The organism is Streptomyces cucumeris, assembly GCF_024295805.1.
Classification (GTDB): domain Bacteria; phylum Actinomycetota; class Actinomycetes; order Streptomycetales; family Streptomycetaceae; genus Streptomyces; species Streptomyces cucumeris.
Genome location: NZ_JANCLX010000007.1, coordinates 297,338 through 311,612, shown reverse-complemented (window position 1 = coordinate 311,612; position 14,275 = coordinate 297,338). Strand labels below are relative to the sequence as shown.

12 protein-coding genes are annotated in these 14,275 nt (G+C 71.3%); 10 read left to right on the top strand and 2 right to left on the bottom strand.

Translation table 11 applies throughout. The features are described 5' to 3' along the window. Positions 1 to 125 precede the first annotated feature (125 nt). From shc to NMK44_RS13945, 6 genes are all read left to right on the top strand, one after another. Entirely contained in the window at positions 126 to 2,069 is a 1,944-nt protein-coding gene (gene shc, locus NMK44_RS13970) for a squalene--hopene cyclase (protein ID WP_254742483.1), read from the top strand. After that, the gene (locus NMK44_RS13965; protein WP_254742480.1) at positions 2,069 to 2,800 is read left to right on the top strand and encodes a phosphorylase family protein; all 732 of its coding nucleotides are present in this window, start codon (positions 2,069 to 2,071) and stop codon (positions 2,798 to 2,800) included. The genes shc and NMK44_RS13965 overlap by 1 nt, the downstream gene beginning before the upstream one ends. Continuing rightward, positions 2,751 to 3,773, top strand: a complete 1,023-nt coding sequence (gene hpnH, locus NMK44_RS13960; protein ID WP_254742477.1) for an adenosyl-hopene transferase HpnH — start codon at positions 2,751 to 2,753, stop codon at positions 3,771 to 3,773. The genes NMK44_RS13965 and hpnH overlap by 50 nt, the downstream gene beginning before the upstream one ends. An 89-nt stretch (positions 3,774 to 3,862) precedes the next feature. Continuing rightward, entirely contained in the window at positions 3,863 to 5,788 is a 1,926-nt protein-coding gene (gene dxs, locus NMK44_RS13955; protein WP_254742474.1) for a 1-deoxy-D-xylulose-5-phosphate synthase, read from the top strand. Then, a complete protein-coding gene (locus tag NMK44_RS13950) occupies positions 5,785 to 7,185 on the top strand; it encodes an aspartate aminotransferase family protein (RefSeq protein WP_254742471.1) in 1,401 nt (466 codons plus the stop codon). Before dxs ends, NMK44_RS13950 begins: the two co-directional genes overlap by 4 nt. Positions 7,186 to 7,204: 19 nt before the next feature. Further along, a complete protein-coding gene (locus tag NMK44_RS13945; RefSeq protein ID WP_254742468.1) occupies positions 7,205 to 8,419 on the top strand; it encodes a serpin family protein in 1,215 nt (404 codons plus the stop codon). 59 nt (positions 8,420 to 8,478) lie between these two features. Here NMK44_RS13945 and NMK44_RS13940 read toward each other — a convergent pair whose 3' ends face one another. After that, complete coding sequence (locus tag NMK44_RS13940; RefSeq protein ID WP_254742465.1) at positions 8,479 to 9,288, bottom strand: tyrosine-protein phosphatase; 810 nt, start codon at positions 9,286 to 9,288, stop codon at positions 8,479 to 8,481. A 171-nt stretch (positions 9,289 to 9,459) separates the two neighbouring features. Here NMK44_RS13940 and NMK44_RS13935 point away from each other — a divergent pair, with 171 nt between their 5' ends. Beyond that, positions 9,460 to 11,559, top strand: a complete 2,100-nt coding sequence (locus NMK44_RS13935) for an alpha-galactosidase (protein ID WP_254742462.1) — start codon at positions 9,460 to 9,462, stop codon at positions 11,557 to 11,559. Between the two features lie 78 nt (positions 11,560 to 11,637). After that, entirely contained in the window at positions 11,638 to 12,435 is a 798-nt protein-coding gene (locus tag NMK44_RS13930; RefSeq protein ID WP_254742459.1) for an SGNH/GDSL hydrolase family protein, read from the top strand. Positions 12,436 to 12,567: 132 nt separating this feature from the next. On the opposite strand, the gene NMK44_RS13925 is transcribed toward NMK44_RS13930, so the two are convergent. Beyond that, positions 12,568 to 13,008: an ATP-binding protein gene (locus tag NMK44_RS13925; protein ID WP_254742456.1), complete on the bottom strand. Its 441-nt coding sequence runs from the start codon at positions 13,006 to 13,008 to the stop codon at positions 12,568 to 12,570. A 136-nt stretch (positions 13,009 to 13,144) separates the two neighbouring features. Here NMK44_RS13925 and NMK44_RS13920 point away from each other — a divergent pair, with 136 nt between their 5' ends. After that, positions 13,145 to 14,011, top strand: a complete 867-nt coding sequence (locus NMK44_RS13920; RefSeq protein ID WP_254742453.1) for a Sco1979 family transcriptional regulator — start codon at positions 13,145 to 13,147, stop codon at positions 14,009 to 14,011. A 3-nt stretch (positions 14,012 to 14,014) separates the two neighbouring features. Beyond that, positions 14,015 to 14,266 (top strand): DUF397 domain-containing protein, encoded by a 252-nt coding sequence (locus NMK44_RS13915; RefSeq protein WP_254742450.1) that lies wholly within the window; start codon positions 14,015 to 14,017, stop codon positions 14,264 to 14,266. Positions 14,267 to 14,275 lie beyond the last annotated feature (9 nt).

Below are 14,275 nucleotides of genomic sequence, written 5' to 3'. Positions count from 1 at the left end.
TGGGTGGTCGGGTTTTTATCAGCGACCCCCCCCGCGCACCCCCCCCCGGCGCGGGCCGCCCCCCCCGCGGGGGGCCGCCCGACGGAGGCCCCAACGACGGCAGATCACACTGCAGAGGGGAAGCCATGACAGCGACCACCGTCCAACCCTCCGAGTCACCTGAGTCCGAGACATTAGGCGCCGCGCGGAAGGCGACGATCCGCGCGGTCGACCACCTGCTCTCCCGTCAGGACGACGAGGGCTGGTGGAAGGGCGACCTGGAGACCAACGTCACCATGGACGCCGAGGACCTGATGCTCCGGCAGTTCCTGGGCATCCAGGACGCCCGCGTCCTCGACGCCGCGGCCCGCCACCTCCGTGCCGAGCAGGGCGAGGACGGCACCTGGGCCACCTTCCACGGCGGCCCGCCCGAACTCTCCGCCACCGTCGAGGCGTATGTCGCCCTCCGGCTGGCCGGGGACGAGCCCGACGCCCCCCATATGGCCGCGGCCGCCGCCTGGGTGCGCGCCGAAGGCGGAATCGCCCGCAGCCGCGTCTTCACCCGCATCTGGCTGGCCCTCTTCGGCTGGTGGCGCTGGGAGGATCTGCCCGAGCTGCCGCCCGAGATCATCTACTTCCCGAAGTGGCTCCCGCTCAACATCTACGACTTCGGCTGCTGGGCCCGGCAGACCATCGTCCCCCTCACCATCGTCTCCGCCCACCGGCCCGTACGCCCCGCGCCGTTCCCCCTCGACGAACTGCACACCGACCCCCGGCGGCCGAGACCCCCGCGCCGCCCCGCCCCCGTGGCCTCCTGGGACGGCGCCTTCCAGCGGCTGGACCGCGCCCTGCACGCCTACCGCAAGGTCGCCGTCGGACCGCTGCGCCGGGCCGCGCTGCGCTCCTGCGCCCGCTGGATCGTCGAGCGGCAGGAGAACGACGGCTGCTGGGGCGGCATCCAGCCGCCCGCCGTCTACTCCCTGATCGCCCTCCACCTGCTCGGCTACGACCTGGACCACCCGGTGATGCGCGCCGGGCTGGCATCGCTCGACCGCTTCGCGGTCTGGCGCGAGGACGGCAGCCGCATGATCGAGGCGTGCCAGTCCCCGGTCTGGGACACCTGTCTGGCCACCATCGCGCTCGCCGACGCCGGACTCGACCCCGGCCACCCGGCGCTGGTCAGGGCCGCCGACTGGATGCTCGCCGAGCAGATCGACCGGCCCGGCGACTGGTCGGTGCGGCGGCCCGCGCTGCCCTCCGGCGGCTGGGCGTTCGAGTTCCACAACGACAACTACCCCGATATCGACGACACCGCCGAGGTCATCCTGGCGCTGCGCCGGATCGAGCACCCCGAGCCCGAGCGGATCGAGACGGCGGTGCGGCGCGGTATGCGCTGGACACTGGGGATGCAGTCGAAGAACGGGGCCTGGGGCGCCTTCGACGCGGACAACACCAGCCCGCTGCCCAACCGGCTGCCGTTCTGCGACTTCGGCGAGGTCATCGACCCGCCGTCGGCCGATGTCACCGCACACGTCGTGGAGATGCTCGCCCACGAGGGCCGGTCCTACGACGCCCGCACCCGGCGCGGTATCGCCTGGCTGCTGGCCGAGCAGGAGCCCAGCGGGGCGTGGTTCGGCCGCTGGGGCACCAACTACGTCTACGGCACCGGCTCGGTCGTCCCGGCCCTGGTCGCCGCCGGGGTGCCCGCCTCCCACCAGGCCGTCCGCCGCGCGGTGCGCTGGCTGGAGAGCGTCCAGAACGAGGACGGCGGCTGGGGCGAGGACCAGCGCTCCTACCCCGACCCCGAGTGGACCGGCCGGGGCGCCTCCACCGCCTCCCAGACCGCCTGGGCGCTGCTGGCGCTGCTGGCGGCGGGGGAGCGGGAGAGCAAGGCCGTCGAACGCGGGGTGGACTGGCTCACCGTCACCCAGCAGGCCGACGGCTCCTGGGACGAGCCGTACTTCACCGGCACCGGCTTCCCCTGGGACTTCTCCATCAACTACCACCTGTACCGGCAGGTCTTCCCCCTCACGGCACTCGGGCGATTCGTCCATGACGAGGCCACCGGGGCACGGCCGCGGAGATCCTGATGTCCGCCGGACCGGCCCCGGACCCCGGGCGTCCACCGCTGCTGATCGCCTGCGCGCTCGGCATCGAGCGGTTCGCCCTGCGGGGAGGCGACGCGGACGCCGCCGGGCCGGTGACGGTGCTGCGCACCGGTATGGGGCCGCAGGCCGCCGAGCGGGCGGTGGCCCGTGCCCTGTCCGGGGATTCCGCCCCGGCGGCCCCCACCGCCGTCCTCGCCACCGGCTTCTGTGCCGGACTCGTCCCCGGGATGCACCCGGGGGACCTGGTGGTCGCCGATGAGACCCGTGACCCGGCCGGGCGCACCGTATGCGCCGGTACCGCGTTCCTCGCCGACGCCCTGGCGGAGCTGGTACCGCCGGGGCCGCGGCGCGGTCCCCGGCGGACCGTGCACATCGGCCCGCTGGCCGGATCCAGCCATGTGGTGCGGGGCGCGGAGCGGGCCGCGCTGCACACCACCGGAGCCATCGCGGTGGACATGGAGTCCGCCGCCACCCTGCGCTGCGCCGCGCGCCGGGGCGCCCGTCCCGTTGCGGCCGTACGGGTGGTCGTGGACGCCCCGGAACATGAACTCGTCCGGATCGGCACCCTGCGCGGTGGAATATCGGCCTTCCGGGTACTACGAACCGTTCTTCCCGCTTTCTTCGACTGGCACCGTAATGCGATGCTCCCAGGAGGTGAGCTCGATGGCCATGCCTCTCCGACAGACCATCCGGGTCGCGACGTATCTCTTTGACCAGAAGGTGATCAAGCGCCGGGACAAGTTCCCGCTGATCGTGGAGCTCGAGCCGCTCTTCGCCTGCAATCTCGCATGCGAGGGCTGCGGAAAGATCCAGCACCCGGCCGGGGTGCTGAAGCAGCGGATGCCGGTCGCCCAGGCGGTGGGCGCGGTACTGGAATCCGGGGCGCCGATGGTGTCCATCGCGGGCGGTGAGCCGCTGATGCACCCCCAGATCGACGAGATCACCCGGCAGCTCGTGGCGCGGCGGAAGTACGTCTTCCTGTGCACCAACGCGATGCTGCTGCGCAAGAAGATGGAGCTGTTCACCCCCTCCCCGTACTTCGCCTTCGCAGTGCACATCGACGGGCTGCGCGAGCGGCACGACGAATCCGTGGCGAAGGAGGGTGTGTTCGACGAGGCGGTGGCGGCCATCAAGGAGGCCAAGCAGCGCGGCTTCCGGGTCACCACCAACTCCACCTTCTTCAACACCGACACCCCGCAGACCGTCATCGACGTGCTCAACTACCTCAACGACGACCTCCAGGTGGACGAGATGATGATCTCGCCCGCCTACGCCTACGAGAAGGCACCCGACCAGGAGCACTTCCTCGGGGTGGAGCAGACCCGCGAGCTGTTCAAGAAGGCGTTCGCGAACGGCAACCGCCGCCGCTGGCGGCTCAACCACAGCCCGCTGTTCCTGGACTTCCTCGAAGGCAGGACGGACTTCCCGTGCACCGCCTGGGGCATCCCCAACTACTCGCTCTTCGGCTGGCAGCGCCCCTGCTACCTGATGAGCGACGGCTATGTGCCCACCTACCGCGAGCTGGTGGAGGAGACCGACTGGGACGCCTACGGCCGCGGCAGGGACCCGCGCTGTGAGAACTGCATGGCCCACTGCGGCTACGAGCCCACCGCCGTCCTGGCGACCATGAGCTCCCTCAAGGAGTCGCTGCGCGCCGCGCGGGAGACCGCCTCCGGAGGCGGATGAGGAACAGCGCGCGGAACAAGGAGGACAACGGGGTTCCCCGGGTACCCCGGACAACGCCGTGAGCCGACACACCAGGAGGGGATCCGAGCATGCCGTCGTTGGAGAACATCCGGGGCCCGCACGACCTCGCCGCGCTGTCCGGGGAGGAACTGGCCGCGCTCGCCGCGGAGATCAGGGAGTTCCTGATCACCGCCGTGGCCAGGACCGGGGGCCATCTCGGCCCCAACCTGGGCGTGGTCGAGCTGTCCATAGCACTGCACCGCGTCTTCGAGTCACCGGTGGACCGCATCCTGTGGGACACCGGTCACCAGTCCTACGTCCACAAACTGCTCACCGGCCGCCAGGACTTCTCCAAGCTGCGCCACAAGGGCGGGCTCTCCGGCTATCCGTCGCGCGCCGAGTCCGAGCACGACGTCATCGAGAACAGCCATGCCTCCACCGTGCTCGGCTGGGCCGACGGCCTGGCCAAGGCCCATGAGGTGTACGGCCGCTCCGACCGCCATGTGGTCGCGGTCATCGGCGACGGCGCGCTGACCGGCGGGATGGCCTGGGAGGCACTCAACAACATCGCCGCCGCCCGGGACCGGCCGCTGATCATCGTGGTCAATGACAACGAGCGCTCCTACGCGCCCACCATCGGCGGGCTCGCCGACCACCTGGCCACCCTCCGCACCACCGACGGCTATGAACGCGTCCTGGCCTGGGGCAAGGACGTGCTGCGCCGCACCCCGGTGGTCGGTGAGCCGCTGTACGGATCGCTGCACGGCGCCAAGAAGGGGTTCAAGGAAGCCGTCGCTCCGCAGGGCATGTTCGAGGATCTGGGGCTGAAGTACGTCGGACCCATCGACGGGCATGACACCGAAGCCGTGGAGTCCGCGCTGCGCCGGGCGAAACGGTTCCACGGCCCGGTGCTGGTGCACTGCCTCACCGAGAAGGGCCGTGGCTACCGGCCCGCCCTGGAAGACGAGGCCGACCGCTTCCACACCGTGGCCGCCATGGACCCGCTCACCTGCGCACCGCTCCTCCCGGCCGGGGGCCGCTCCTGGACCTCGGTGTTCGGCGAGGAGATGGTGCGGATCGGGGCCGAGCGCCCCGATGTGGTCGCCCTCACCGCCGCCATGCTGGACCCGGTCGGCCTCGGCGGCTTCGCCGAGAGGTATCCGGAGCGGGTGTGGGACGTGGGTATCGCCGAACAGCACGCCGCGGTCTCCGCGGCCGGACTCGCCATCGGCGGTCTCCACCCCGTCGTCGCCGTCTACGCCACCTTCCTCAACCGCGCCTTCGACCAGGTGCTGATGGACGTCGCGCTGCACCGGTGCGGGGTCACCTTCGTCCTGGACCGGGCCGGTGTCACCGGTACCGACGGGCCCAGCCACAACGGCATGTGGGACATGTCGGTGCTCCAGGTGGTGCCGGGGCTGCGGATCGCCGCCCCGCGCGACGCCGAGCAGCTCCGCGCCCAGCTGCGCGAGGCGGTCGCGGTGGACGACGCGCCGACCGTCGTCCGCTTCCCCAAGGAGGCGGTGGGCCCGGCGATCCCGGCGCTCGACCGGATCGGCGGGATGGACGTACTGCGCCGGGACGACCCGGACGGCGGCGATGTGCTGTTCGTGGTGGCCGGGGCGATGGCCGCCACCGGGCTGCGCGCCGCCGAGCTGCTGGCCGAGCGCGGGATCCGCTGCACGGTGGTGGATCCGCGCTGGGTCAAGCCCGTCGATCCCGGTCTTCCCGGACTCGCGGCCCGCCACGCGGTGGTGGCGGTCGTGGAGGACAACGTGCGCACCGGCGGGGTGGGCGCGGCGGTGGCGCAGGTGCTGCGGGACGCCGAAGTCGATCTGCCGGTACGGACGTTCGGGATTCCCGAGGAGTTCCTGCCGCACGCCAAACGCGCCGAGCTGCTCGCCGAGATCGGGCTGACGCCCGCCGAGATCGCGGGCCGGACCGGCGCGGCCCTGGCCCGTACCGACGCCATGCGCGGCACCCGCCCCGCCGCCTCCGAGGAGAGCCGGACATGACCTCAGCCGAGCAGTGCAAGGGCTTCGACCTCGGCCGGCTCCTGGCCGAACGCTCCGGTGAGCGCTACGACCTGCACGCCCGCCACCTCAATCACCAGCTCCCGCGGATGCTGCGCACCATCGGCTTCGACAAGGTCTACGAACGGGCCGAGGGCGCCTACTTCTGGGACGACGAGGGCCAGGACTACCTGGACATGCTCGCCGGGTTCGGGGTGATGGGCCTGGGCCGCCACCACCCGGTCGTGCGCAAGGCGCTGCACGATGTGCTGGACGCCTCGCTCGCCGATCTGACCCGCTTCGACTGCCAGCCGCTGCCCGGACTGCTCGCCGAGAAGCTGCTCTCCCACGCCCCTCATCTGGACCGGGTGTTCTTCGGCAACAGCGGCACCGAGGCGGTGGAGACGGCGCTGAAGTTCGCCCGCTTCGCCACCCGGCGGCCACGCGTCCTGTACTGCTCGCATGCGTTCCACGGGCTGACCACCGGTGCCCTGTCGGTCAACGGTGAGGACGGCTTCCGCCGGGGCTTCGCGCCGCTGCTGCCGGACACCGCGATCGGGATGGGCGATCTGGACGCGCTGGAACGGGAGCTGGCGCGCGGCGACGTGGCCGGGTTCATCGTCGAGCCGATCCAGGGCAAGGGGGTGCATGCGTCACCGCCGGGCTTCCTGCGCGCGGCCCAGGAGCTGCTGCGCCGCCACAAGGCCCTGCTGATCGTGGACGAGGTGCAGACCGGTCTCGGCCGCACCGGTGAGTTCTTCGCCTACCAGCACGAGGAAGGCGTCGAACCGGATCTGGTGTGCGTGGCCAAGGCGCTGTCGGGCGGCTATGTCCCGGTCGGAGCCACCCTCGGCAAGGAGTGGATCTTCAAGAGGGTCTATGCCTCGATGGACCGGGTGCTGGTCCACTCCGCCAGCTTCGGATCCAACGCCCAGGCGATGGCGGCCGGGCTCGCCGTGCTGTCGGTGATGGAGGGCGAGGGCATCGTGGCCAACGCCCGGCGCACCGGCGATCTCCTGCGCGAGCGGCTCACCGCCCTGGTGGACCGCTACGAGCTGCTGCACGACGTACGCGGCCGCGGCCTGATGATCGGCATCGAGTTCGGCAGGCCCTCCTCGCTCGGACTGCGCGGCCGCTGGTCGATGCTCCAGGCCGCGCGCAAGGGGCTGTTCGCGCAGATGGTCGTGGTCCCGCTGCTCCAGCGCCACCGCATCCTCACCCAGGTCTCCGGTGACCACCTGGAGGTGATTAAGCTGATCCCGCCGCTGATCATCGGCGAGCGGGAAGTGGACCGTTTCGTCGGGGCGTTCACTGCGGTCATGGACGACGCACACGGGGGCGGCGGTCTGATGTGGGAGTTCGGACGGACTCTCGTCAAGCAGGCGGTGGCCCACCGCTGAACCGACGGGGGACAGAGGCATGCTCGACGCGCACGCGATACGGGCCGTCAACACACTGAGCGCGCGCTGGGCGCGGGAGGCCGTGGCGGACGAGGGCACCGTCTTCACCGGCGCCGGGGTGTGGGCGCTGCTGGCCCTGCTGGCGGGCGGGTCCGGTGGCCCGGCCCGCGCCGAGCTGGAAGGCGCGCTCGGGGTGAGCGCGGACGGCGCGACGGCGCTGGGCCGTGACCTCGTCGGAACGCTGGCCGCGATGGACGGCGTGGACGCGGCCACCGGGCTGTGGACCCGTCAGGACCTGCCCATCAGGCCCGAGTGGGAGGCGGAGCTGCCGCCGGGGGCGCGCGGCGCGCTGACCGGCGATGCCGATCGGGACCGGAAGGAGCTGGACGGCTGGGCGTCCCGGCAGACCCGGGGCGAGATCGCGCGGATGCCGGTGCCGCTGAGCTCGGCCACCGTGCTGGTCCTCGCCGGTGCGCTGTTGCTGAGGACCACGTGGGTGCAGCCGTTCCGGGTGGGCTGGATGTACCCCTCCAGCGGGCCCTGGGCCGAGCGCTCGCTCGCCGGACTCACCCGCCGTACCGCGGATCTGGACGGCACCCTCAAGGTCGTTCCGGACACCCCGGCCGGACCGCTGACCTTCTCCGGGGTGGCGGGTGACAACGGCCTGGATGTGCATCTGGTGCTCGGTGGCGAGGACGTCGGCGGCGCCGAGGTGCTGGAAGCGGCGATCACCGCGGTCGGACGGTCCGGGCTGCCCGGTTCGCAACTGCCGCTCGGCGCCGCGGGCCCCGGCGTCGAGGTCCATGAGGTCACCGGATTCGACCCGACACCCCAGTTGGTGCTCAACACCCCGCAGTTCACCGTGCGGGCCGAGCATGATCTGCTGCACCACGCCGAGGTGTTCGGGCTGCGGTCCGCGCAGGACGCCTCCCGGGGGCACTTCCCCGGGATCAGCGACGTCCCGCTGGCGGTCTCCTCCGGAGGCCAGTCCATGACGGCGTCGTTCAGCCGCGAGGGCTTCTTCGCCGCCGCCGTGACCGCGTTCTCGATGGAGGTGGGCGGGATACCGCAGCAGAAGGCGAAGATGATCAGCGTCAGCTACGACCGCCCGTTCGGCTTCCTGGCCGTGCACCGCGCCACCGGGCTGGTGCTGGCGGCGGGCTGGGTGACCGAGCCCGAGGCGGGTGCGGAGAGCCGCTTCGCGCCGGTGCCGCGACTCCGGCCGGGCACCTGAACCAGGGGGCCGGGGAAGCCCCGGCCCCACCGTGCCCGGCCCGTCGGTGCCCCGTGCGGTCAGCCGGTGAGCAGCCGCTCCCGCAGCCGCTCGCGCTGTGGGGCGGTGAACCCGAGCCCCTCGGAGAGGTAGCGCTCGGGGTCGCCCCAGGTCTCCTCGATGGTGGTGAACGCGGCCGCCAGGTACTCCAGGCGGGCGTCGAACAGCGGGAGCAGCAGCGCCAGCACCTCCGGTGCCATGGTGTCCTCGCCGCCGCCCTTGCGCCAGATCTTGTAGCGGCGGTGGGCGGCGGCCGACTCCAGGTAGTCGGCCTCGATCACGTCCCGCTCCACACCGAGGGCGAGCAGGGTCACCGCGATCGACAGACCCGCCCGGTCCTTGCCCGCGGAACAGTGCATCAGCACCGGTGAACTGTCCTCCGCGATGGCGCTGAGCATCCGGCCGTGCTCATCGAGCCGGCCGGTGATCAGGGCCCGGTAGGAGTTGATCATCCGCTGCGCGGCGCGCCCCTCGTCCAGCAGCTTCCGCAGGGTGTTGAGGTCGCCCTCGCGCACCATGGTCCAGAACCCCGCGCCGTCGGCCGGGTCGGACAGCGGCAGATTGACGTTGCGCACGCCCCGCAGGGTGACGTCCGGCCCCTCCAGCTTGATGTCGGCCGCGTTGCGGAAGTCGAAGACCGTGTGCAGCTTCAGTGCGTCGAGGAAGACGGTGTCCTCCTCGGTGGCGTGGGCGAGGTGGCCGCTGCGGAAGAGCACACCCTCGCGCACCCGGCGCCCGTCGGCGGCCGGCAGCCCGCCCAGATCGCGGAAGTTCCGTACCCCCACCAGTGCGGCCTCGGTCTGGGGGACCTGCGGGGGCTGCTGCGTCACGGGCGCTCCTCGGGTTCGGCCGCCTCGGCGCCTCCGGGTGGCGGGGCGGGCTCCGCCGACCCTACGACATGTGTTCCCAGGGCAATCAGTCCGTGGAAGCGCGCAGGGCCATTGCCGTACCGGGCCACCTCCCTGATCCTGTTGGCACCTGTTGAGAAGCGGGGAAGTGTGATGATCGATGTCGGCGGAAACGGTCGGATCTGGCTGCTGTCAGGACGCCACAGCAGCTATGCCCTGCACCTCACCGACCACGATGAGCTGCTCCATCTGCACTGGGGCCCGCGGATCGCGGTCGAGGACGCCGAAGCCCTCGCCGCCGAGCCCGGACCCCCGGAGCGGGGCTTCGAATCACCGCTGGACGGGCGCGAGGAGTATCCGGTCGAGGGCGGCCCCCGCTTCGTCCGCCCCGCCCTGTCCGTACGCACCCCCGGTCTGCGGGGCACCGAGTGGCGCTACGAGGGGAGCGGCGCCGATGACGACACCCTGGGCTTGCGCTTCCACGATTCGCTGCACCACCTCGGGATCACCCTTCACTACCGGATGCGCCAGGACGGCGATGTCCTGGAGCGGTGGACCACCCTGGTCCACACCGGCACCGCGGACCACCCGCCGCTGGACGTACTGCGCGCCGATTCCGCCGCCTGGTCGCTGCCGGCCCGGGACCGCCGGCGGCTGACCCATCTCTACGGGCGCTGGGCCGCCGAGAGCCGGATCGCCCGGACCCTCCTCACCCCCGGGGAGCAGGTGATCGGCAGCCGCCGGGGCCACACCAGCCACCACCATCTGCCCTGGGTGGCGCTGGACGGCGGGGACGCCACCGAGGAGAGCGGTGAGGTCCACGGCTGCGCGCTCGCCTGGTCCGGGTCCTGGCGGATCGCCGTCCAGCGGCTCTCCGACGGGGCGGTCCAGGTGGTCGGCGGGATGGGCCACGACGACTCCGGCCAGCTCACGTTGGCGCCGGGGGAGTCCTTCACCACCCCGGTCTTCGCGGGGCTGTGGACCGACGGCGGGTTCGGCGCCGCCAGCCGGGCCTGGCACTCCTGGCAGCGGGCCCATGTCATCCCGGACGCCGGTGCCGAGCGGCCGGTGCTCTACAACTCCTGGGAGGCCACCGGGTTCGACGTCCGGGAGGGGCAGCAGCGTGAACTGGCCCGGATCGCCGCCGGCCTGGGCGTGGAACTGTTCGTCGTCGACGACGGCTGGTTCGGGGCGCGGACGGGCGACCGGGCCGGGCTCGGCGACTGGACCCCCAGCCCGGACCGCTTCCCGTACGGTCTGAAGCCGCTGGCCGAGGAGGTGCGCGCGCACGGGATGCGGTTCGGTATCTGGGTCGAGCCGGAGATGGTCAACGCCGACAGCGACCTCTACCGGGCCCATCCCGACTGGGTCCAGCACCACCCCGGCCGGACCCGCACCGAGTTCCGCCATCAGCTCGTCCTCAACCTGGCCCGCCCCGACGTCCGCGCGTACCTGTGGGAGTCGATGGACGCTCTGCTCCGCAGCGCCCCCGTCGACTACGTGAAATGGGACTTCAACCGCTCCTTCACCGACGCGGGCTGGCCCGGCGACGGCTGCCCACAACGGTTGTGGGCCGAGCACGTCCACGGGCTGTACACCCTGCTGGGGCGGCTGCGCGCGGCCCACCCCCACGTCGCCTTCGAATCCTGCGCGGGCGGCGGCGGCCGGATCGACCTGGGCGTTCTGCACCTGACCGACCAGGTGTGGACCTCGGACAACACCGATCCGCTGGACCGGCTCGCCATCCAGCACGGCTTCGGCCAGCTTCACCCGGCCCGGGTGATGGCGGCCTGGGTCACCGACAGCCCCAACGCCATGGGCAACGCCCGGGTCTCCTCGCTGCGCTTCCGCTTCGTCAGTGCGATGGCCGGAGTGCTGGGCATCGGCGGGGACCTGCTGCGGTGGAGCGAGGCCGAACGTGCCGAGGCCCGCGACTGGGTGGCGCTCTACAAACGGGTGCGGCCGGTCGTCCAGCACGGCGAGCTGTACCGGCTGCTGCCCCCGGACGGCGACCGGCTCACCGCCGTCCAGTACGTCCGCGGCGAGGAGACGGTGGTGCTGGCCTGGCTGCCCGCGCAGCACTTCGGCGAGGCACAGCCACCGGTGCGGCTGCGCGGTCTGGACCCGGCGGCCCGCTACGAGGACCGGACCACCGGTGAGGTCCACCGGGGCGCGGTGCTGCTCCACCGGGGACTGCGGACCGGGCTGCGCGGTGATCTCGACGCCGCCGTATTCCACCTACGACGGATTTGACTAGTGGTATACATCACCACTCGTCAACCCCTGGTTACGATGGCGTAGGTCACGTATTGAGGTGAATGATGTCCTGACGTGGCAGACGATTCGAAGATAGTGAACAACGGTGGGATCGGGTCGTACGCAGCCGTCGGCGACAGCTTCACCGAAGGCGTCGGCGATCCCGGTCCTGACGGGGTGTTCGTGGGATGGGCTGACCGGCTCGCGGTCCTGCTGTCCGACCAGCGGCCCCAGCACGATTTCCGCTACGCCAACCTCGCCGTGCGCGGCAGACTCCTCGACCGGATCGTCGAGGAGCAGGTGTCCCGCGCGATCGAGCTCGGCCCCGATCTGGTCACCTTCTGCGCGGGGGGCAATGACATCCTGCGGCCCGGCAGTGACCCCGACGATGTGGCCACCCGCTATGAGACGGCCGTCTCCGAGCTGGTGGCGAACGTCGGCACGGTGATGCTGTGCACCGGTTTCGACACCCGGGGCGTCCCGGTGCTGCGCCATCTGCGTGGCAAGATCGCGACCTACACCGCCCATGTGCGGGCCATCGCCGACCGCTACGGCTGTCCGGTGCTCGACCTGTGGTCGCTGCGCTCGGTCCAGGACCGCCGCGCCTGGGACGACGACCGGCTGCATCTGTCGGCCGACGGGCACACCCGGGTGGCGCTGCGGGCCGGTCAGGTGCTCGGTGTTCCGGTGCCGGCCGACCCCGACCAGCCGTGGCCGGAGGAGGGGCAGCGCAGTGCGTCCGAGGTGCGCCGGGACAACATCCACTGGGCGCGCGAGTATCTGGTGCCGTGGATCGGACGACGGCTGCGCGGGGAGTCCTCGGGCGATCACGTCGAACCCAAGCGTCCCGACCTGTTGCCGCTACGGCCCTGAGTGGTCCCGAAGGAATAGGGGCAGACCCCCGTTGGCGCCGCGCTCATCGCGGCGGCGCTGTCGCTGTCCCTATTCCCTCGGCACCGCTCGTCCCGTGCGGTGGTCCCGCGTTTCCCGGCCGGATGCGCGGCTCTAGGCCAGATACGCCCAGACGGCCCGGCCCGTACCGCCGTGCTCGGCCCGTACCCCCCATGCCTCCGACAGGGCCTCCACCAGCATCAGCCCCCGGCCGCCCTCCTGGTCGACCCCTACCGACCTCGCCTGCGGCACCGACCGGGCGCACCCCTGGTCGGCCACTTCCAGCCGCAGGCGGGTGCCTATGAGCTGGAGGGAACAGCGGACCTCTTCGCTGGAGGTGTGGCGGACGGCGTTGGTGAACAGCTCGGAGACCACCAACTCGGCGCTGTCCCGGGTGTCCTCGACCACGCCCCATGAGCGCAACCGGAACACGACATGCCGTCTTGCCTCCGCGACGGAGGTGCTCAGCGCCGGGAGACAGAACACGTCCTGGAGGCACGAAGCGACCATGGTGCCGCCGCGCCCTAACCGGAGAGCCTCGTAGGAAGGAGCCACGTCGACACTATGCTCTGTGAGACTCGCGCATGGCAAGGTTCAATCTGTAAATTACAGAATCGCAAGCGCAGGCTGTTCGGGAAGCTGAGCCCATGCCAGACTGCTGTGCTGTGAAGGTACTTGGAGGGGGACGATAGTGGCGGATGCGCGGGCGGGCGGAGCCCCGACCGTCCTGCGGGTCGTGCTCGGCAAGCGACTGCAGGACCTGCGCGAGAAGGCCGGGCTGTCGTTCGAACAGGCCGGCCGCGCCCTCGACGTCACCCATGCCACCATCCGCCGGATGGAGAAGGCCGAAGTCGGCCTGAAGCTCCCCTATGTCGAGAAGCTGCTGCGCACCTACGGCGTGGACGACCCCGAAGAGGTGGAGGGCTTTCTCGCGCTCGCGCGCGAGGCCAACAAGAACGGCTGGTGGCACCGGTTCCGCGATGTGCTGCCGGAGTGGTTCAACACCTTCGTCAGCCTTGAGGTCGAGGCCAATCTGATCCGCGCCTACGAACCGCACTACATCCCCGGGCTGCTGCAGACCGAGGACTACGCCCGCGCGGTGCTCCGGGCCGGGATGCCGCACGCCCCCGAGTCCGAGATAGAGCGCAACGTCGCGCTGCGGATGGAGCGCCAGGAGCTGCTGACCCGGGACAACCCGCCGATGCTGTGGGTCGTCATGGACGAAACGGTGCTGCGCCGCCCCATCGGCGGGTCCGCCACCATGCAGGCGCAGATCGCCCGGCTGATCGAGGCCGCGGAGTCGCCGCAGGTCCGGCTGCAGGTCATGCCGTTCGACGCCGGTCCGCACCCGGCGATGTACGGCCCCTTCCATATCTTCCGGTTCCCGATCCCGGAACTGCCCGATATCGCGTATACGGAGACGCTGGTCAGCGGCTCCTACTTCGACCACCGCGATGATGTCTCGGCGTTCCTGGAGGCCCTGGACCGGATGTGCGCGCAGGCCGCGCCTGCACAGACCACTCAGGCCATTCTGAGTGGCATTCGCAAGGAGATCTGAACGATGGATCGCATATGCGACAGCCGTGTCTACAGCGGTATGCCGGCGAGGGACCTCGGCAGCGAGGGCTGGCACAAGCCGTGGAGCGGTGGCAACGGGGGAAGCTGCGTCGAAGCGATGAGGCTCAAGGACGGACGGGTGGCGCTGCGTCAGTCGACCGATCCCGACGGCCCGGCACTCATCTACACCCACTGTGAGATGAAACGCTTCATCCAGGGGGCGAAGGCCGGGGAGGCCGACTTCCTGCTTCTGTGACGCCTGATC

Bases quoted from the DNA above. Each gene is read 5' to 3' on its own strand.
- shc (WP_254742483.1), top strand. From the start codon at position 126: ATGACAGCGACCACCGTCCAACCCTCCGAGTCACCTGAGTCCGAGACA.
- NMK44_RS13965 (WP_254742480.1), top strand. From the start codon at position 2,069: ATGTCCGCCGGACCGGCCCCGGACCCCGGGCGTCCACCGCTGCTGATC.
- hpnH (WP_254742477.1), top strand. From the start codon at position 2,751: ATGGCCATGCCTCTCCGACAGACCATCCGGGTCGCGACGTATCTCTTT.
- dxs (WP_254742474.1), top strand. From the start codon at position 3,863: ATGCCGTCGTTGGAGAACATCCGGGGCCCGCACGACCTCGCCGCGCTG.
- NMK44_RS13950 (WP_254742471.1), top strand. From the start codon at position 5,785: ATGACCTCAGCCGAGCAGTGCAAGGGCTTCGACCTCGGCCGGCTCCTG.
- NMK44_RS13945 (WP_254742468.1), top strand. From the start codon at position 7,205: ATGCTCGACGCGCACGCGATACGGGCCGTCAACACACTGAGCGCGCGC.
- NMK44_RS13935 (WP_254742462.1), top strand. From the start codon at position 9,460: ATGATCGATGTCGGCGGAAACGGTCGGATCTGGCTGCTGTCAGGACGC.
- NMK44_RS13915 (WP_254742450.1), top strand. From the start codon at position 14,015: ATGGATCGCATATGCGACAGCCGTGTCTACAGCGGTATGCCGGCGAGG.